The 18,656-nt window shown below is 61.1% G+C and carries 24 protein-coding genes and 1 pseudogene; 15 read left to right on the plus strand and 10 right to left on the minus strand.

The window, feature by feature from the left end:
• Positions 1-36: 36 nt before the first annotated feature.
• From J3O30_RS07055 to J3O30_RS07075, 6 genes are all read right to left on the minus strand, one after another.
• The gene (locus tag J3O30_RS07055; RefSeq protein ID WP_207583529.1) at positions 37-417 is read right to left on the minus strand and encodes a VOC family protein; all 381 of its coding nucleotides are present in this window, start codon (positions 415-417) and stop codon (positions 37-39) included.
• Positions 418-612: 195 nt separating this feature from the next.
• The gene (locus J3O30_RS07060; RefSeq protein WP_207583530.1) at positions 613-1,455 is read right to left on the minus strand and encodes a transglutaminase family protein; all 843 of its coding nucleotides are present in this window, start codon (positions 1,453-1,455) and stop codon (positions 613-615) included.
• Entirely contained in the window at positions 1,449-1,730 is a 282-nt protein-coding gene (locus J3O30_RS07065; protein WP_207583531.1) for a DUF1488 domain-containing protein, read from the minus strand. Before J3O30_RS07065 ends, J3O30_RS07060 begins: the two co-directional genes overlap by 7 nt.
• On the minus strand, positions 1,721-2,050 hold the full coding sequence (locus tag J3O30_RS33710; RefSeq protein ID WP_311043799.1) for a hypothetical protein: 330 nt from the start codon (positions 2,048-2,050) through the stop codon (positions 1,721-1,723). The genes J3O30_RS07065 and J3O30_RS33710 overlap by 10 nt, the downstream gene beginning before the upstream one ends.
• Positions 2,047-2,376 (minus strand): hypothetical protein, encoded by a 330-nt coding sequence (locus J3O30_RS07070; RefSeq protein ID WP_207583532.1) that lies wholly within the window; start codon positions 2,374-2,376, stop codon positions 2,047-2,049. The genes J3O30_RS33710 and J3O30_RS07070 overlap by 4 nt, the downstream gene beginning before the upstream one ends.
• Positions 2,373-2,636 (minus strand): hypothetical protein, encoded by a 264-nt coding sequence (locus tag J3O30_RS07075; protein WP_207583533.1) that lies wholly within the window; start codon positions 2,634-2,636, stop codon positions 2,373-2,375. Before J3O30_RS07075 ends, J3O30_RS07070 begins: the two co-directional genes overlap by 4 nt.
• Positions 2,637-3,145: 509 nt before the next feature.
• Here J3O30_RS07075 and J3O30_RS07080 point away from each other — a divergent pair.
• The 3 genes and pseudogenes from J3O30_RS07080 (at position 3,146) to J3O30_RS07090 (ending at position 5,026) form a co-directional block, all read left to right on the plus strand.
• Complete coding sequence (locus J3O30_RS07080) at positions 3,146-3,463, plus strand: co-chaperone GroES (protein WP_207583534.1); 318 nt, start codon at positions 3,146-3,148, stop codon at positions 3,461-3,463.
• Between the two features lie 25 nt (positions 3,464-3,488).
• Positions 3,489-4,565: pseudogene (gene groEL, locus J3O30_RS07085) on the plus strand (chaperonin GroEL); the annotation flags it as partial.
• A gap of 68 nt (positions 4,566-4,633) precedes the next feature.
• Positions 4,634-5,026, plus strand: coding sequence for a hypothetical protein (locus J3O30_RS07090; RefSeq protein ID WP_207583535.1), 393 nt, complete (start codon positions 4,634-4,636; stop codon positions 5,024-5,026).
• Positions 5,027-5,367: 341 nt separating this feature from the next.
• On the opposite strand, the gene J3O30_RS07095 is transcribed toward J3O30_RS07090, so the two are convergent.
• Entirely contained in the window at positions 5,368-6,273 is a 906-nt protein-coding gene (locus J3O30_RS07095) for a S1C family serine protease (RefSeq protein ID WP_207583536.1), read from the minus strand.
• A 288-nt stretch (positions 6,274-6,561) separates the two neighbouring features.
• On the opposite strand from J3O30_RS07095, the gene J3O30_RS07100 reads away from it, so the two are divergent.
• Both J3O30_RS07100 and J3O30_RS07105 read left to right on the plus strand, forming a co-directional pair.
• Entirely contained in the window at positions 6,562-7,965 is a 1,404-nt protein-coding gene (locus J3O30_RS07100) for a PLP-dependent aminotransferase family protein (RefSeq protein ID WP_207583537.1), read from the plus strand.
• A 342-nt stretch (positions 7,966-8,307) separates the two neighbouring features.
• Positions 8,308-8,676 carry a DUF983 domain-containing protein gene (locus J3O30_RS07105; RefSeq protein ID WP_003587713.1) on the plus strand — a complete coding sequence of 123 codons (369 nt, stop codon included), beginning with the start codon at positions 8,308-8,310 and terminating at the stop codon, positions 8,674-8,676.
• On the opposite strand, the gene J3O30_RS07110 is transcribed toward J3O30_RS07105, so the two are convergent.
• A complete protein-coding gene (locus tag J3O30_RS07110; RefSeq protein ID WP_207583538.1) occupies positions 8,646-9,572 on the minus strand; it encodes a LysR family transcriptional regulator in 927 nt (308 codons plus the stop codon). The genes J3O30_RS07105 and J3O30_RS07110 overlap by 31 nt on opposite strands.
• 145 nt (positions 9,573-9,717) lie before the next feature.
• Between J3O30_RS07110 and J3O30_RS07115 the strand changes: the two genes are divergently transcribed.
• From J3O30_RS07115 to J3O30_RS07130, 4 genes are all read left to right on the plus strand, one after another.
• The gene (locus J3O30_RS07115) at positions 9,718-10,329 is read left to right on the plus strand and encodes a glutathione S-transferase family protein (RefSeq protein ID WP_207583539.1); all 612 of its coding nucleotides are present in this window, start codon (positions 9,718-9,720) and stop codon (positions 10,327-10,329) included.
• Between the two features lie 60 nt (positions 10,330-10,389).
• A complete protein-coding gene (locus J3O30_RS07120) occupies positions 10,390-11,343 on the plus strand; it encodes a pyridoxamine 5'-phosphate oxidase family protein (RefSeq protein WP_207583540.1) in 954 nt (317 codons plus the stop codon).
• 107 nt (positions 11,344-11,450) lie between these two features.
• Entirely contained in the window at positions 11,451-11,912 is a 462-nt protein-coding gene (locus J3O30_RS07125) for a nuclear transport factor 2 family protein (protein ID WP_207583541.1), read from the plus strand.
• 27 nt (positions 11,913-11,939) lie between these two features.
• Complete coding sequence (locus J3O30_RS07130; RefSeq protein ID WP_207583542.1) at positions 11,940-12,500, plus strand: TetR/AcrR family transcriptional regulator; 561 nt, start codon at positions 11,940-11,942, stop codon at positions 12,498-12,500.
• Between the two features lie 108 nt (positions 12,501-12,608).
• Here the strand turns inward: J3O30_RS07130 and J3O30_RS33615 are convergent, their stop codons facing one another.
• The gene (locus tag J3O30_RS33615; protein ID WP_259671014.1) at positions 12,609-12,740 is read right to left on the minus strand and encodes a hypothetical protein; all 132 of its coding nucleotides are present in this window, start codon (positions 12,738-12,740) and stop codon (positions 12,609-12,611) included.
• Positions 12,741-12,896: 156 nt separating this feature from the next.
• On the opposite strand from J3O30_RS33615, the gene J3O30_RS07135 reads away from it, so the two are divergent.
• Positions 12,897-13,583 (plus strand): hypothetical protein, encoded by a 687-nt coding sequence (locus J3O30_RS07135; RefSeq protein ID WP_207583543.1) that lies wholly within the window; start codon positions 12,897-12,899, stop codon positions 13,581-13,583.
• 20 nt (positions 13,584-13,603) lie between these two features.
• Entirely contained in the window at positions 13,604-13,909 is a 306-nt protein-coding gene (locus J3O30_RS07140) for a Dabb family protein (protein ID WP_207583544.1), read from the plus strand.
• Between the two features lie 286 nt (positions 13,910-14,195).
• Here the strand turns inward: J3O30_RS07140 and J3O30_RS07145 are convergent, their stop codons facing one another.
• Entirely contained in the window at positions 14,196-15,419 is a 1,224-nt protein-coding gene (locus J3O30_RS07145; RefSeq protein WP_207583545.1) for an MFS transporter, read from the minus strand.
• Positions 15,420-15,706: 287 nt separating this feature from the next.
• Here J3O30_RS07145 and J3O30_RS07150 point away from each other — a divergent pair, with 287 nt between their 5' ends.
• The 4 genes from J3O30_RS07150 (at position 15,707) to J3O30_RS07165 (ending at position 18,618) form a co-directional block, all read left to right on the plus strand.
• A complete protein-coding gene (locus J3O30_RS07150) occupies positions 15,707-15,955 on the plus strand; it encodes a hypothetical protein (RefSeq protein ID WP_207583546.1) in 249 nt (82 codons plus the stop codon).
• Between the two features lie 54 nt (positions 15,956-16,009).
• Complete coding sequence (locus tag J3O30_RS07155; protein WP_207583547.1) at positions 16,010-16,681, plus strand: response regulator transcription factor; 672 nt, start codon at positions 16,010-16,012, stop codon at positions 16,679-16,681.
• The gene (locus J3O30_RS07160) at positions 16,671-18,074 is read left to right on the plus strand and encodes a HAMP domain-containing sensor histidine kinase (RefSeq protein ID WP_116405261.1); all 1,404 of its coding nucleotides are present in this window, start codon (positions 16,671-16,673) and stop codon (positions 18,072-18,074) included. Before J3O30_RS07155 ends, J3O30_RS07160 begins: the two co-directional genes overlap by 11 nt.
• A 118-nt stretch (positions 18,075-18,192) precedes the next feature.
• Positions 18,193-18,618: a hypothetical protein gene (locus tag J3O30_RS07165; protein ID WP_207583548.1), complete on the plus strand. Its 426-nt coding sequence runs from the start codon at positions 18,193-18,195 to the stop codon at positions 18,616-18,618.
• Positions 18,619-18,656: the final 38 nt, after the last annotated feature.

The raw sequence follows: 18,656 nt of genomic DNA on the forward strand, positions 1-18,656 counted from the left end.
GTCTGGAATTGCGTAAAAATAAAATGCTGATCCCTATTATAGCTCGCCTTTGTGGAAATAGGCTTCGAGGCGGTAGCCATCCGGGTCGATGATGAACGCGGCGTAATAAAAGCGTCCATAATCCGGCCGGATACCCGGTTCGCCATTGTCGGTGCCGCCGGATGCGACTGCGGCCGCGTAAAAGGCATCGACCGCCGCCTCGTTGGGCGCGACGAAGCAGAAATGCAGCCCGGATCGCATATCGGCAACAACCGGTTGCTCGACCTGCATCACCCAGAGCCCGACCTGTTCCGGGCCGTAGCCGATCATCTTGTCGGAATTGGATAGGCGCTCATATCCGAGCGGCGCTAGTGCCGCATCATAGAAACGGCGGGCTCTTTCCAGGTCTTTTACGCCGATGGAGATATGATCGAACATGGACTGCGAACCCCCTATCTTCTGCTAATCCCCAAAGGACTGCTCACACCCAAGATGGCTCGACGCTAAAATCTTTCAACCGCTGTCTCAAAGCATGTCGCGCAAAACTGCGCTTGCGGTCGACCATTCCGGCCGCGCCTTCCGCCTGCGGCAAAGCCTGTGGCTGGACATTGCCGCATCCGCCCAGGTCTCGTTCTAAACGGCGCCCTCAGCGACGCTTTGCATGTGCTGCAGGTTCGTCACCTCATAGGTCCAGACTCGAAACGCCTTCAGCACATGCGGTCCGAAGGAATTGATGAGCGGTATGTCGGCGGCGTCGCGCCCGCGCGCGACGATGATACGACCGATCCGCGGCGTGTTGTTGCGCGGATCAAATGTATGCCATGCGCCATCAAGGAAGACCTCGATCCAGGCGCTGAAGTCCATCGGATCGACGACGGGAATACCGATGTCGCCGAGATGGCCATTGATATATCGCGCAGGAATGTTGAGGCAACGGCACAACGCCACCGCGAGATGCGCAAAGTCGCGACAGACGCCGACACGTTCGTGGAACGCCTCGAAGGCTGTCCGCGTCGATCGCGCCCGCATGTAGTCGAATTGGATATGGCCGTGAACGAAGTCGCAGATCGCCTGAACGCGGCCCCAGCCGGATGAGACGGTGCCGAACATATCCCACGCGATTTGACTGAGACGATCCGTCTCGCAATAGCGGCTGCCCATCAGGTAGACGAGGCAATCATCCGGCAACTCCGAAACCGGGATTTCCCTGGCGCCTAGCAGCGACCTGTCCGGTTTGCCGTCGTCTTCGATCGTCGCATCGCCCCATATGGTCAGGTCGCCCGCTGGGGCAACCAGCCGAAGACAGCGGTTGCCGAAGAGGTCGCGATAAGTCGAAGTGGCAACATCGGGCGTGGTGAATACCGTTTCCGGAATTCTGATGTCGGCCGCACGATCCTCATGAACCGACAACAGACACACCAATGCGGTCGGCTGCGGGCAGGTCAGCGTCATTTCATAGCCGTAACGGATCAACATGGAACGTTCTCCGCCGCAGTTGGAGTGTAGAAGGCGCGGCGGCGGCAGGAATAGGCTTTGTGTGCCACGTGCTGAATCGAGTTGCGCAGGGCGTCGAAAGACGAAAGCCACCTCGTTTCCGAAGGCTCGGTTCTTTGCAATGCAGCGTCGGATTTCGCCAGCGCGCCAGCCTCGATGAAGAACAATACCTGGAACATGCCGTCATGGCCGACAAAGCGCACAGCATTTCTCACCGAATCGAAGCTGCGGCTTTGGCTCAGAAAAGCTAGCGCCATGGTTGAACCGGCGGGATCTCACAAGCACTCCGGGCGGCGTCCGACAGCCTCAGCCATTCCTTCCGATATCCTATGCTGAGAAGATTGAAGGACATCATGTCTCTCCTGGCCTCCGAACGGCTCTTGCCGATCATGACATGGTCGGCGTGCACTGGAACGCTCGCAGAGACACGATAGACGGTCCACGAACGGGCGGATTCGATCCGGCGGTCGTGTTCGATCTCCATGGAGTAGCGGCCGTGCGCACCACATTTGCTTTCCCATGTGCAGACGGCAAAGGCATTCCGTCTTCGTTCGGCTTCGTCTTCATGGCTGTTCACGATGTCAACCTTTCGTCATTCGGGCCATTGCCAAACGTCCTCTCGATCAGTGTTGCGCCGCTGCCGGCGGGCGATAGGTTTACCGGTTCCAGGCTATCTTCCGTCGCGACCCGCTCATGACGTTCATCGTCACTGCGGATGCGGTATTGCAGCACATTTCCTCTCAGAGGCAGCGTGGCGGTAATGCGGTATGTGTCGGGGAGCTTGGAGGGGACTCCTAAGAACCTGACCTTCAACCGGACAGTCTGCCCCACCTTGAAGATATGTGTTGCTTCCTCGCGTCGGATTGAGCGTCCATTGCGTTGCGGGATGCGGGTAGCGGTCATGACGGTTTGTGGTCCTTTTCGAGTGCGCTTTCGAGATCTGACAGGTGGATTGGCACCATCTGCTGCGTCGAGCTCTGCCCGGCGATCGCCGGCAGGTGGATAAAGGCGCCGACCCGTCGCCAGGCAAGCCTGGAAACGCTATCGATCAATTCCTCATCATAATCGACGCGGTATTCTCCAGCTGGCTGCGCCCCGTCGAAACCGGGCAGGCGGAATGGAGACGAAAAGCGGACGACCGTTTGTGTGGTGCGACTTGTCACGGCTGAGGCCTCCGCAGGAATACATCGATGCGTTTCCTGTATCGTTGGGATCCGAACCGGACGACCTCGAGGCTGCCGGTACATCCGCGGTCAGCGCCGAGCTCATTCCGGATCGGAATAGGCGAAATCAACGCCGGAACGACGTATAGATCGCATCGAGAATTCAGTGGTGATGGCGGGTCGTAGGTCTCTGACACCGCGAAGCCAAATCGGCCAAATCGACGAGGCCAATCATTGCGCCTCGATTGAGTTTAAATCAAGATAAATTCAGAATTATCTATGAAAAACGCTAAATTAACTCTTCGCTCACCCAGATAAATGGAGCGCGATGGCTTGAAAAATTCTATCCATTTCCTGATTATTACAAAATATCCCGTCGGATTGATTTCATGAATTTTTCAAAAAATTTCCCGCGCGAACATTATTTCTTGGCACTCCTATCAATCGAGTGCCACGAGAGTTATTTATAGGCTGCAGCCGCCATAAGCGCCGGCAGCAGAAAGATCTCTATGAAATTCCGTTCACTTCACGACCGCGTCGTCATTCGACGTGCGGAAGGCGATGTCAAATCCAAGGGCGGGATCATCATTCCAGACGCCGCTAAGGAGAAGCCGCAGCAAGGCGAAGTGGTCGCGGTCGGCCCCGGCCTGCGCGACAAAAACGGCAATCTGGTCCCGCTCGACGTTAAGGTCGGTGATCTCATTCTGTTCGGAAAATGGTCGGGGACGGAGGTCACGATCGATGACGAAACCCTTCTGATCATGAAGGAAACCGACATCATGGGCATTGTCGAAAAGATCGGAGAGGCCTCTCAAAAAGCCGCCTGATCGATCGCATTCCGATCCGTATCTCAAGACCGAACTCGACGTCGTTGAGGGCATGCAGTTCGACCGTGGCTATCTCTCGCCCTATTTCGTGACCAATGCCGAGAAGATGCGCGTGGAGCTGGAGGAGCCCTACATCCTCGTTTACGAGAAGAAACTCGGCAGCTTGCAGTCGATGCTCCCGATCCTGGAGGCCGTCGTGCAGACCGGCAAACCGCTTCTGCTCATCTCGGAGGACGTCGAAGGCGACGCACTGGCGACGTTGGTCGTCAACAAGCTGCGCGGCGGGTTGAAGGTCGCGGCCGTCAAGGCGCCAGGCTTCGGCGACCGCCGCAAGGCCATGCTGGAAGACATTGCCGTGCTCACGGCCGGCCAGATGATTTCCGAGGATCTAGGCATCAAGCTTGAGAACGTCACGCTCGATATGCTCGGCCGCGCCAAACGCGTGCTGATCGAAAAGGATAGCACCACGATCATCGACGGTTCCGGCGAGAAAGCGGCCATCCAGGCCCGCATCCAGCAGATCAAGGCGCAGATCGACGAGACCACCTCCGACTACGACAAGGAAGAACTGCAGGAACGGCTGGCGAAACTCGCCGGTGGCGTTGCGGTCATCCGCGTCGGCGGCGCGACCGAGACGGAGGTCAAGGAAAAGAAGGACCGCATCGATGACGCGCTGAACGCCACTCGTGCCGCGGTCGAAGAGGGCATCGTGCCCGGCGGCGGCGTGGCACTGTTGCGCGCGAAGTCGGCGCTAACGGGACTGACCGGGGAGAACGCCGACGTGACAGCCGGCATCTCGATCGTGCTCAGGGCGCTCGAGGCCCCGATCCGGCAGATCGCCGACAATGCAGGGTTCGAGGGCTCGATCGTCGTCGGAAAACTCGCCGGCAGCAATGATTACAATCAGGGCTTCGACGCACAGACGGAGACCTATGTCGATATGATCGAGGCCGGCATCGTCGATCCCGCCAAGGTCGTGCGTACGGCTCTGCAGGACGCCGGCTCGATTGCAGCACTTCTGATCACCGCCGAGGTGATGATCGCCGACATCCCCGCAAGAGACTCTGCCCCTGCAGCCGGAAGTGGCGATATGGGCTATTGAGAACACCTGAGCCGTTTGGCCAGGGTGGTCCGACGGTGGAACCCGAACAACAGAGAGGGAGAATTCCAATGTCCATGCAGAGCAGCAGTAAGACATCGATCACCCAGCGTTTCGACAGTTACCAGCCATCCAAAACGTTACTCGTCTGGGCCTGCGTCGTCACAGCGATCGCCACGATGATTATCGGCTTCAGCTGGGGAGGTTGGGTCACAGGCGGCACGTCGAGCAAAGCGGCCGCCGCCGCCAGCGACATCGCACGCGGGGAGCTGGCGTCGGCCATTTGCGTCGAGCGGTTCAATGCGGCGCCGGATGCGAGTGCTAAACGTATCGAGTTCAGGGCGATTACCGAAGGCTACAAGCAGCGTCAGTTCGTTGAGGCCGGCGGTTGGGCGACCATGCCGGGGCAGACCTCAGCCGACAGCCGAAGTGTCCAAGGCTGCGCCACTGCGCTTGCCGTCTAACATCGTTTTTCCAGAGCGCTCCGATATGTGTGCGGAGCGCTGCCACCGTCAAAGCTGGAAATGACCAAAGCTGGAAATGACCAATGATCCGTTTCGTGAAAAAGAGCGACCCGCAGCCAGCCGCAGAGGACGCCGGCGAGGACTGCTTCGAGAAAGTCCGCGAGGCAGCAGCCGATGGGCATAAGAAAGCAGCCAACGATAGCCTCCGTAGCCGGGCGCCGCGGGCGGCGGAAGATGACGACCGGCTTATCGGAAATGGCGTCCTTGAGTCGGCCTCCAGACAGGCGGGATGTGGCCAATTTGGATAAGCGCCGGCGGTCTTCACGACGCCTGGAGCGACCTTACTGCAGCTGCGGCTTCTTGAGAAAGCTGTTGCGGTCGGCGGATTTGATGCGCAGCCAGGCTTCGCGGCCGTTCCTGAGTATCCGGATCGGAATCTCAGCGCCGGCCGGGCCGCTGCTCCAAACCTTGCGATAGAAGTCGGCCAGACCATCGACCTCTTCGTCGCGGATCTCCGAGATGATGTCGCCCTGTCGCAGGCCGGCCTTTGCGGCCGGACCGTCTTCGGCAACGCTCATCACCACCACGCCGCCATTGCTCTCGGCGGAGAATGCGCCGAGCCAGGGCCGCGGCGGCTTGTTGACCCGGCCGCGGTTCAACAGATCGTCGAGGATCGGCGGCAAAAGGTCGATCGGCACGACCATGTTGATATCGGCGACCTCGTCGCCCTGGCTCATCTGCAGGCGAAGGGAACCGATGCCGAGAAGCTTGCCGTCCGAACCGATCAGCGCCGCACCGCCCCATGAGGGATGGGCCGGCGCCGTGAAAATCGCTTCGTCCAGCAGATATTCCCAGTAGCCGGCGAATTCCTGCCGGGCGACGATGTTTGCCTCGACGAATTCTCCGATGCCATCGGCAAGCACGACAGGATCGCCGGCCTTGGCGCTTGCCGCGTCGCCGAGATCCACGGCCGGCGCATCAAGGGGCCCAAGCGCCTGCACCAGGCCGAAGCCGCTTTCCTGATCATAGGCGAGTGCATGCGCGGGAACGACGCGCCCGTCATGGGTGGTCAGCCAGACCTCTTCGGCCTCGGTGATGAGATAGCCGATGGTCAGCACCAGCCCATTGTCGCGAATGACCACGCCGCTGCCCTCCCGGACAATGCCCAGCGTCTCCGCTGTGAAGGCATCTTCCGGAATGGAAGAACGAACGGCCACGACTGACCGCAAAATCGGATCAATATTCATGCTTTCATCCCGATGAGGCACCGGCCCGAAAGGATGAAAGCCGGCGCATTTCACCCTGAATAAGTAAGAAGACGGACGGGTGGCGGCAAGGCTGCAGCGGATGGAATTTCCAAATCGGGGAAACCCAGGGGATGCATTCAATGCGCGATCAAATACGTTGTAAATGGCCGTTCCGTGCCAAGGTTCGGCACAACCAAACTTGTGGACGCGATATTTTTGATGACAGCGTCACCGTGCAACAATATACGGTCAATCCTATCAGGAAACAGGCTGACACGGATTTACGACATGAAAGACTGGCATCCCGATCTCAGCCGCAGCAGCAGCCCTCGTTATATGGCGATCGCCGATGTGATCGAAATGGATCTGCGCAGCGGCCATCTGGTGGCCGGCGACCGGCTGCCGCCGCAACGCGAACTCGCCAAGCGGCTGAATGTCGATTTCACGACGGTGGCGAGAGGTTATGTCGAGGCGCAGAAGCGCGGGCTTGTCGATTCGCATGTCGGCCGCGGCACCTTCGTCACCGGTGGCGCCGATAAGGAGCGCCAAGGTTTCGCGCCCGGCGCCGCCCCCGATCCGCGCCGCGCATCCGTCGTCGATTTCTCGATGAACATGCCGCCGGAACCGAACGATCCGGAACTGCTCGCCCGCATGCGCGAGGGCATGTCGGCGGTGGCCGCCAACCTCATTCCGCTTCTGCGCTATCAGGGTTTTGGCGGCTCCGGCATGGACAAGGATGCCGCCGCCGCCTGGCTCAGCCGTCGCGGGCTGGTGCCCTCGCAGGAGCGGATATTCGTCACCCCTGGCGCCCATCCGGCCCTGCTGGCGATCTTCGGCCTGCTGGCAAAGCCGGGTGAAACCGTGCTTTCGGAAATCATTACCTATCCTGGCATGCGATCGATCGCTGCCCAGCTGCGGCTCAATCTGACCGGTCTGCCGATGGACGAGGACGGTATCCTGCCGGACGCTTTTGCCGAGGCCTGCGAGAGATTGAAGCCGAAGGCACTCTATCTCAATCCGACGCTGCAGAACCCGACGACGCTGACGATCCCGGCCAAGCGCCGTGAGGAAATCTCAGCTGTTGCCCGCAAATACCACGTGCCGATCGTCGAAGACGATGCCTACGGCTTCATTCCGCTGCAAGGCCCGGCGCCCCTCGCGGCAATAGCCCCCGATCTCACCTGGCATATCGGCGGACTGGCGAAATGCATCGGCGCGGGTCTGCGCCTTGCCTATGTCGTGGCGCCGGATAGCAAGGCCGTTTGGCCCTTCGTCAGCGCCATGCGCGCCAACAATGTCATGGCCTCGCCGCTGACCGTGGCGCTCGCCACCCGTTGGATCGAGGACGGCACCGCCGATACGATCCTGCGTTTCATCCGCGCCGAGGCCGCCGCCCGCCAGCAGATGGTCGCTGCCATCCTGCCGGCCGACAGCTACCGCGCCGATCCGATCAGTTTCAATATCTGGCTGCCGCTCTCCAACGGCTGGACCCGCTCCACCTTCGGCAGCCACACCCGCTCCTCCGGCATCGGCGTCGCGGCAAGCGATGTCTTCACAGTCGAGGGGACGGCACCCGAGGCCGTGCGTGTCTGCCTTGGCGGGCCGATCACCCGGGAGAAGCTGCAGGGCGCGCTGGAGTTCATGGCCCATGCGCTTGAGGGCCCGCCGGAAATGGCGGCTTCGTTCTTCTGACGTTCAAGCCTCGTGGCTGACGCCGTCGACGCATCCGAAAGCCGGAAGCGGTCGGGGTAATCGGCCGCGCCATGATTCACCCAAGATGAAGCCTAATGCATGTCGCCCGGAAGTGTGCAGCGGTTCCGGGATAAGGACATGCATAAAAACAAGAGCTAATGCGCATCGCATGAATCTAGTCCAATGCGACGCGCATTAGCCGTCAGCTGCCGCCAGCCGGCGGGACTGTGCGGCATTCTGACGAATTGACTGGTAATGTCGAGATGATGCAGTTATATTGAATGCATACATTGCTGAGCATTGATTGACTCGATGTTCCGCGCAGAAAAAGGCGATATCATCATGGAGACCGAATACCCCCCGCTTCCTCCGCTGCAGACCGGCATCAGGGGACGCTGCCCGCGCTGCGGCCAGGGCCATATGTTCAAGGGCTTCCTGACCTTGCAGCCGGAATGCGAGGCCTGCGGCCTCGATTATTCCTTCGCCGATCCGGCTGATGGTCCGGCTTTTTTCGTCATCTGCTTTGCCTGCATACCGAGCGTGCTGCTCGGCGTCTGGCTGGAGGTCGCTTTCACGGCGCCGATCTGGGTGCAGCTTCTGGTCACCGGCCCCTTCATGCTCGCCACCTGCATACCGCCGCTGCGGCCGCTGAAGGGCTGGCTGGTCGCCAGCCAGTATTTCTACAAGGCGGAAGAGGGCAAACTCGCCTGAGATCTGTTCAGCGTCGCGCGCAGGCGCGGCGTGGCGAAATTGATGAGCGCCCGCAATTTCAGCGGCACCAATCCCTGCTGGGGATAGACGAGATGCACCGGTGCCGGCGGCGGTTCGAAATCGACAAGCAGCGGCGTGAGTTGACCGGCCATCTCAGCGCCTGCGGCCTGGTAGGAAAGTACCCGGGTGATGCCGAGGCCGGCGACCGCCGCATCGACCGCAGCCTCGGCGGTGTTGACGCCAAGCCGTGAGCGGATCGGCACGATGAGGTCACGTTTTCCCTCGGTGAATGTCCAACTCAGCGTCGAGGCCATGGCCTCGAAGGTGACGCAGTCATGGGCGGTGAGATCGCCTGGCTGCTGAGGTGCGACGTGCCGCGTCAGATAATCCGGGCTGGCATAGACCGTCCGGCGGATTGCGCCGAGCCTGGTGGCGATCATGTTGCTGTCCGGCAGGTTGCCGATACGGAGCGCCACATCGATATGATCCTCGACGAGGTTGGACAGCCGGTCGCCAAGCATCAGCCGCAGATTGATATCGGGGTAGGCCTTCAGGAAATCCACCACCACAGGCAGGACATGCAGCCGCCCGAAGACGATCGGCGCAGTCATCGTCAACTCGCCCTTCGGTACGCTGTATTCACCGGCCGCCGCCCGTTCCGCCTCTTCCACCCGATCGAGAATTTCCCGCGCCGCCTCCACATAGGAGCGGCCTGCCTCCGTCAGCGCGACCTTCCTGTTGGTTCTCTGCAGCAACTGGGCGTTCAGATGTGCTTCCAGTTCGGAAACCTTGCGGCTGACAGTTGCCAGCGGGGACCGCAGATGCCGGGAGGCGGCCGACAGGCTGCCCTGTTCGACCACGGCAAGAAGCACGGTCATGGCGTCGAGGCGGTCCATCCTATCCTTCCATAAATTGGGAATATACCTTCCAGAATAGCACTCTACTGCACGCAAATGGAAGGCAATAAATTATGCCGCAGATGGTTCGAAGCGGCCATCATCAATCGCGGCCCGTCGATCGCAAAGATCAGAGGAAAACATCATGAAACTCTACTACCATCCGCTATCCGGTCATTCGCACCGGGTTCACCTGTTCCTGTCTCTGCTGGGCGTGCCCTATGAACTGGTCGAGCTCGACCTGGCGGCAGGCGACCACAAAGCGCCGGAGTTTCTGAAGCTCAATCCCTTTGGCCAAGTGCCGGTACTCGACGATAATGGCACGGTCATTGCCGATTCCTCTGCCATCCTCGTCTATCTCGCGCGCAAATATGGCCGTAACGACTGGCTGCCGGAAGAGGCATTGGCCGCGGCGCGAATACAGAAATGGTTGTCGGTTGCATCAGGCGAAATCGCCTACGGGGTGTGCGCTGCTCGCTTGGTGACCGTCTTCGGCGCCGATTTCCGTACTGAGGAGGTGATCACCCGGGCGCACCGCATTCTCGCGCTGATCGACGCGGAACTCGCCGACCGCAATTTCCTACTCGGCAACAATCCGGTGATCGCCGACGTCGCGCTCTACAGCTACATCGCCAATGCGCCGGAGGGCAATGTCGATCTCTCGGCTTATCCAAACGTCCGCGCCTGGCTCGCGCGCATCGAGGCGTTGCCGGGTTTCGTCGGCTTTCGCAAGACGAAGATCGGCCTTGCCGCATGAGACGTCGCCGGGACGGATCACCGTCCCGGTTTCCCAAATGGTGCCCGCAAGGAGGCCGTAATGCTGGAGCAGACAAGACAGGACGCCACATCACCCTGGCATCAAGGTGAACTCGCCATGCAGCGTAGCGTCGGGGTCGTCGAACGCATGGACGGACCCGGACGCAATTTCGTCCGCAAGGCAATGCCGGAGCAGCACCGCGCCTTCTTTCCAATGCTGCCTTTTGTCGTCCTCGGCGCCGTCGATGCCAAAGGCGATGTCTGGGCGACGGTGCGGGCTGAGCGACCGGGCTTCATGTCCTCACCGGATCCGGAGGTCCTGGATGTCGACCTGCGGCGCGACCCGGCCGATCCCGCCGATGCCGGCATGGAGGACGGCAATGCGATCGCAATGCTCGGCATCCAACTCGAGACCCGCCGGCGCAACCGGCTGAACGGCGTGATCCGCAGAACGGATGCCGAAGCTTTCCGCGTGCGTGTCGGCCAGAGCTTCGGCAACTGCCCGCAGTATATCCAGCCGCGCTCTTCCGTCTTTGTCCGCGATCCCGATAGGCCGACAGCGGTGGCGCCGCCGCATTCCGGTCAACTCGACCATCGCATGCGGCAGATGATCGAGGGTGCCGACACCTTCTTCGTCGCCTCCTATGTTGATCGCGACAATGGCGAGCGGCAGGTGGACGTCTCCCATCGCGGCGGCGATGCCGGCTTCGTCCGTCTCAGTGCTGGCGGCGTGCTGACCATTCCCGATTTTGCCGGCAATCGGTTCTTCAACACCCTCGGCAATTTCCTCGTCAACCCGAAGGCCGGTCTGGTCTTCATCGATTTTGAAACCGGCGACATGCTGCAGATGACCGGAACGGCAGAAGTGCTGGTGGATTCGCCCGAAATCACCAGCTTTCAAAGGGCGGAACGGCTGTGGCGTTTCACGCCGGAAGAGATCGTGTTTCGCCCGGATGCTCTGCCGCTGCGATGGAGCAAGGAGAGCGCCGATCTGCTGCGCCGTTCCCGCGGGTGAGGGGGACGCTTGGCTGCATCTCGACCTCTGCGGCAAAACGTTACCTTGGCGCCTTGCAACAATTGTACCGATCGGTACAATGATAACCATTCACTACAGGAGCGCCCATGTCCAGCCTGGCCCCAGCCTTCACCCTTGAGACCGCCACCCGAAAAGTCCGCCTTGCCGAGGACGGCTGGAACAGCCGCGATCCGGAGCGCGTCTCGCTCGTCTATACGCCGGACAGTTGCTGGCGGAACCGCGCCGAATTCGTCAACGGTCGAGCCGAGATCGTCGCCTTTCTCACCCGCAAATGGGCCAAGGAATTGGACTACCGGCTGATCAAGGAGATCTGGGCCTTCACCGATGATCGCATCGCCGTGCGCTTCGCTTACGAATGGCACGACGACAGCGGCAACTGGTTCCGCTCCTATGGCAACGAGAACTGGGAATTCGATGCCGCCGGTCTGATGCAGCGCCGCTTCGCCTGCATCAACGACCTGCCGATTCGGGAATCGGAACGACAGTACCACTGGCCGCTCGGCCGGCGGCCCGACGATCATCCCGGTCTGAGCGAACTCGGCCTCTGACGCAAGCCAGGCCAAGGAACTCCGCCGGTGAAGACCGTCTACGAACGCGCCGACATCGTGCCGTTGCTGGCGGAAATCTTCCGCGAACTCGGCTATGAGGCCACGTCGCTCAGCCGCATAACCGAACGCATCGGCATCGGCAAGGGCAGTCTTTATCACTTCTTTCCCGGTGGCAAGGAGGAGATGGCGGGTGCCGTGCTCGCCGATGTCGATGCCTGGTTCGAACAGGCGATCTATCAGCCGTTAAGAAAGGACGACGCTCGTCAGGCTATCGCGGCGATGTGGACGCATGTGAACGATTATTTTCGCTCCGGCCGGCGCATCTGCCTCGTCGGCGCCTTCGCGCTTGATGAGACCCGGGAACGATTTTCGCCAGCAATCGGCGGCTATTTCATTCGCTGGATCGACGCCTTGCGTTCGGCGTTGATGCGGGCGGGCTGTGCAGAGGAGGAGGCGCAGGCGCTGGCCGAGGAGAGCGTCGCCGGCATTCAAGGCGCACTGGTGCTGTCGCGGGCGCTGGACGACACAACGGTCTTCACCCGATCGCTGCAGACGCTGGCGAAACGGCTCGAAGTCGTGATGCGATGAGGGCGGTCAAAGCGGCTGGGATGTTCCATTGCAGCCGTAAAGAATTCACCCGGCCACGATTGATTGGCCGGGGCCTCGATCGGGCGCTGGGCGGCGCTCGATCTTATATCAGCGTTGTTGTTGAGGCTGCTGGGCCGGGCGCGGATTTTCCCGTTCAGGGCGAATCTGGCGCCATTCATTTTCCATCTGGTCGACGACGTGCTGGGGAATGGTGGTTTGCGTTGTGGCGGGCGTCTGCATCGGAAGTCTCCTCGTTCTGTGGTAAGGCTTCAGGGCAAAGAGATGCATCGCACAAGACAAAAGGCGTGTAAATCAGTGGCTTAAACACTTTAAACGATTAAATAGATTTTAATCGATTAAGACGGTTTTAACCACGATATTTTTGGGAAGCGCGGAATGGTTGTCCACATGGACCGGGGTTTCTTTTTCGATGCGGTGCGGGACCAACTCTTCAAGGGAGAGATGACGCATCCTCAGGTAGTGGGCATCACAGCGATTATCGACGCTTGGGAAGAGCGGTTTCCCCATGCCGATCGGCGGTGGCTCGCCTATATCCTCGCAACCGCTTACCATGAGACCGCCTATACGATGCAGCCAGTGCGCGAGACGCTGGCGCACAGCGATAAACGCGCGGTCGAGATCCTGGAGACGGCCTTTGCTGCAGGCAAGCTTTCCTGGGTGAAAACCCCGTACTGGCGGCCGGACGAGGATGGTCGCAGCTGGCATGGACGCGGTCTGGTGCAACTCACCCACAAGCGGAACTATGAGGCGATGAGCACGCTGACGGGCATCGACCTCGTTGCCGATCCCGACCGGGCGATGGAGATGGCGGCGGCGGTAACGATCCTGATCGAAGGCATGCTGCAGGGCAGCTTTACCGGCCACAAGCTCGCCGATCACCTGAACTTGACGACGGAGGATTGGGTGAACGCACGCCGCATCGTCAACGGCACCGACCGGGCGGAAAAGCTCGCGGCTTACGCCATCATCTTCGCTGCGGCGATACGTCCGGATGCCCCGCATGGCATGTTCGCGCGGTTGAAGGCCTGGGGCTTGCGTGTTATCGCCCGGCTGACCCTCTGAAACTTGACAGGAGCTTCCGCGTGATCCGCCATATCGTCTTCTTCACCGTGCAGGAGGAACATCTGCAGGAGGTGAGGGCCGGGCTTTCGGTTCTGACCGGCATTCCGCATGCGCGGTTGCTGGAGATCGGCACCAATGTGAAAACCGATCAATTGGGCACCGAGATCGATCTCGTAGTCTACGGCGAATTCGACGACGAGGCGGCCCTTGCCGCCTATAAGGCCCATCCGGATTACCAGCTCTCGATCGAGCGCGTGCGGCCGCTCCGGGAAAAGCGCATCGCCGCCGATTACGACAGCTCCACGGCGGTGACGCGGCCGCTTTGAATCTCGCAAGCGTGCTGTTGCCATGCCACATTCCGTCGAAATTTCAGATGGAAGACTGATTTTCCGGAGGGGGGTCGCGCCCCGAAGTTCACTCAACTGTTGAGCCGCCGGACTCAACTTTCGAAAAAGCGGCGGCAAGCGATTCAAAAGATTCGCCAAAGCGGGCTGCGTGCTAATGGTCAGCTGGCTGCAGCAGTCGCGATACGCGGTCGGAAAGCCGCTCTCGTCCTGATGATGATGATAATCAAGACAGATTAAGAATGGCTGACTTGCCGGGCCCGGGCTCTCACGAGACGACCGGGCTCGGGTGCGATGCGTGGGCGCTGCGCACCACCGCCATCAACATCAGCACGAAACTCAACGACAAGGCGGCGAGAACGGCGCAGGCGACGAGTGCCGGGCCGGTGCCAGCGCGGTCGAGGATGGCGGTGAAGATGACGGGGGCGATGGCGTTGGCGAGGTTTTGCGGCAGCGACAGCCGGGCCGACTGCAGACCGTATTCGGCAGGTGAAAACAGCGCCAGCGGCAGAAGCGCGCGGGCGACGGTCATGACGCCGGCGCCAAAGCCGTAGAGCAGAATGAAGGTGACGAGCAGCGGTGTTGACGAGCCGGCGACCAGCATGATCAGGAAACTGATCATCATCAGGCCGATGCCCATCGCCGCGCTGAGCATGGGGTTGCCGCGCCGGCCGAGCAGCATGTCGAGGAAACGCGCCGAGATGCCGAGCACGCCGCGTGCCGAGCCGAGCTGCAGCGCGAAGGCCGGCGAGGCGCCGGACTGACGGAAGATTTCGAGCAGCGATGGCGAGATGCCGAAGGTGATGAAGGTCGAGATCGTCGTCGCCGCGGCAATCAGCAGGAAGGCTTTGCGCCGTGCCACCTTCGACAGCGGCACCGGGGCAATGTCTGCCGCGCCGCCTTCGATATGCATTACGATCGGTTTCGGCAGGGCGAAAAGATGCAGCGGCAGACAGACGAAGAATTGCAGCCCCGCGCAGACGAGAAAGGTGAGGCGCCAGCCGAGCGTCTCGTTGAGCAGGCTGAGGATCGGCCAGAAGATGGCGCTCGAAAGCCCGGTGAACAGCATGAGAATAGCGATGACGCGTTTGCCGTTCGCCCCTTCGCGCTCGACGACGGCCGTATAGGCCGGTGCCGAAAGGCCACAGGCGCCGCCGATGCCGATGATCACCCAGGCGGCGGCATAAAACACGATGCCGTTTGCGGCGGAAAGCAGAAGCAAGCCAAGCGCAAAGGTCAGTGAGGCGGCCGATAACACTCGGGCGGCGCCGTAGCGGGAGAGCCAGCGGCCGGTCGCGGGACCAATGATGGCGCTGACCATCATCATGATCGTCAGGCCGGCAAACGCGACCTCGTTCGCCAAGCCAAGAGCGGGTGCCACGACGCGGCCCATGACCCCGAGCATGTCGAACGTCGTGCCCCAGCCGATCAACTGGGTGATGGCAAGCACGGTGACCGTCTGCGCCGAGCGGAAGCGGAAGGAATTTGGCATTGGTGCTGAAATGGCCTGAATGCGGAAACACCAAGGACATACCAGTTTCAATCGGCCGGTAAAAGTTGCGATCGCAATTCCCGCCACACCTGATACCGAACGACTTTTTCCGATGCGGAGGAGGCCGCCGAAGCCTGCCGCGGCAGCGGTTTTCAGCAGCTGACACCGGTTGCCGTCAGCAGTCGAGAATGGTTCTAAATGCCCTGCGTTACAGCGCATTCATTTGCCATTCAGGTCGCGTGAGTACATATTCGGGCCACATTGGCATTACCTTGAAAGCATAGCACATGGCCTTTCCTCTGAGCGTCGCAGCGTTGGCCGCCGGACTGGTGGTATCGGCGCCCTCATCGGACGTCGTGGGCACTCTCGTTCACAGCGTGGCAGGTGACTGCAGCGCCGCCGCAGCCCAGGTGGTTGAGCAAACGGGCGGCCAGCTCCTGTCCGTGCAACCGGTGGGCGACACCTGCATCATCACCGTTCTGGTGTCGGGAAACGGCCAGCGTCCACGCAAAGTGACGGTAAAGGTTCCGATGTAGGCGGAATCGGTCTATTCAGGACATGATCGATTTGAAGCGGGCGAAGGCGGACCGATGCGCATTCTGGTAGTCGAAGACGATGTTAATCTGAACCGGCAGCTGGCCGACACGCTGAAGGAGGCGGGCTATGTCGTCGACCAGGCGTTCGACGGCGAGGAAGGCCATTTCCTCGGCGATACCGAACCTTATGACGCCATAATTCTCGATATCGGCTTGCCGGAGCTGGACGGGGTCACCGTCCTTGAAAAATGGCGCGGCGCCGGCCGCGGCATGCCGGTGCTGATCCTGACGGCGCGCGACCGCTGGAGCGACAAGGTCGCCGGTATCGACGCAGGGGCCGACGACTACGTCACCAAACCCTTCCATGTCGAGGAAGTGCTGGCGCGAATTCGGGCGCTGATCCGGCGCGCGGCGGGGCATTCCTCATCCGAGATCATCTGCGGGCCGGTGCGGCTCGATACCAAATCCTCCAAGGCGACGGTCAATGGCACGACGCTGAAGCTGACCTCGCACGAATACCGCCTTCTCGCCTATCTCATGCATCATATGGGCGAGGTCGTCTCCCGCACAGAACTGGTCGAGCACATGTACGACCAGGATTTTGACCGCGATTCCAACACGATCGAGGTCTTTGTCGGCCGTCTGCGCAAGAAGATGGGCGTCGATCTGATCGAAACGGTGCGCGGTCTCGGATACCGCATCCAAGCGCCGAAACATGCGAATTAAGTCGCTCACCGCACGTGTTTTGTTGTTGACCACAGTCTGGTCGACGGTGGCGCTGGTGGTGATCGGCCTGTTGATCTCCACCCTCTACCGCAAGAGCGCCGAACGCGGTTTCCAGGATCTGCTGCGGGCGCAGCTCTATAACGTCATCAACTCTGTGACGATCGGCGATCAGGGAGCGCTCAGCGGCAGCCCGCAGCTCGGCGACCTGCGTTTTGCCCAGCCGAAGACCGGTTGGTATTGGGTGGTGGAGCCGCTCGGCACCTATACGACGGCACCGCTGGTGTCGCCCTCGCTCGGCTCGGCGCTCATTCCGGTTCCCTCCGTCGTCGAGGCGCCTTTCGACAAGAATTACGAACGCTACTATCAGGTGACGGATGCCTCCGGGAACCGCGTGCAGGTGGCGGAAACCGAAGTGGTGCTCGATACTGACGGGCGCGCGGCGCGCGTCCGCGTCACCGGCAATGTCGATGTCGTCGAAGACGACGTGCGCACCTTTTCCCATAGCCTCTATCTGGCGCTGGCCGGCTTCGGCGTCGGCAGCCTGATCGTCAATGCCCTGGCGATTCTCTATGGCCTGAAGCCACTCGACAAGGCACGTGCCGCCTTGGAGCGCATCCGCGCCGGCGAGAGCGAGCAGCTCAAAGGCGACTTCCCGCGTGAGATTTTGCCGCTCGCCAACGAGGTCAACGCGCTGATCGACAGCAACCGCCGCATCGTCGAGCGGGCCCGCATGCAGGTCGGCAATCTCGCCCATTCGCTGAAGACCCCGATTGCCGTGCTTCTCAACGAGGCGCGCGTGCTCGAAAAATCCCATGGCGAACTGGTGCGCAGCCAGGCGGAATCGATGCAGGGACAGGTGCAGTCCTATCTCAACCGCGCCCGCATCGCTGCGCAACGCGAATCCGTGCTCGCCCGCACCGATGCCGAGCCGGCGCTCGAGCGGCTGGTGCGCGTCATGCGCCGGCTGAACGTCGATACCGAATTCGATCTCGTCGTCTCGCCGCCGCATCTGGCCGTCGCTATGGAGCAACAGGATCTCGAGGAGACCGTCGGCAATCTCTTGGAGAATGCGGCGCGTTTTGCCAAAAGCAAGGTACGGCTTTCGGCCGTCGAGGCCGGCGACGACGTCAAGGGAGCGGAGGCGAGTGCGCGCCGCCACTGGGTGGAGCTCGCCGTCGAGGATGACGGGCCGGGCCTCGAGCCCGATCAGATCCGCGAGGCGCTGAAGCGCGGCCGCAGGCTCGACGAAAGCAAGCCCGGAACCGGGCTCGGCCTTTCGATCGTCACCGAGATCTCCAGTGAGTATCAAGGACGGCTCGAGCTTTCCCGCGGCGAATGGGGCGGGCTCAAGGCGAAGCTTATCCTGCCCGGCATCACAAAGGATGTTGCATGAGCAACTGCTTGATGTCACAAAGATACTGGCAAATGCATAGCATGCTTTGCCTTAATGCTGACACGGGGACGCTGCACTTCGATCGGCTGAAATTGACCCCTGATCGTGGTTCGACGCAATGATTTTACGCTCGCAAGGCATGATCGCTTCCGCTCTTCTCGTCGCCGTCGCGCTCACCGGCTGCACGACGACGAAGGGTGCCGCTTCACGCGGCATTTTTTCGAGCAAGCCCTCGGCCTCGGCCGCCTTCCTCACAGCGCTGCAAGGCGGCCTTGCCGGCCGCAGCGGCGTGAGCTTGAGCGATAGCGACAAGCAGCGGGCGCTCGAGGCAGAATATCGGGCGCTGGAAGGCGCAGCCGTCGGCCAGCCGGTGCTGTGGACCGGCGAGGACGTCACCGGCAAGGTGGTCGCGGCAGCACCCTATCAGGTCGGTTCGCAGAACTGCCGCCAATATACCCATACGCTGACCGCCGACGGCAAGGACACCGTGGTGCGAGGCGTTGCCTGCCGCAACAATGACGGAAGCTGGTCGCCGCTCGGCTGAATCTGGTGAGTTGCGGCTCAAATCTTTGTCATTCCGGC

Origin of the sequence: Rhizobium sp. NZLR1 (genome assembly GCF_017357385.1) — a bacterium.
Taxonomy (GTDB): Bacteria; Pseudomonadota; Alphaproteobacteria; order Rhizobiales; family Rhizobiaceae; genus Rhizobium.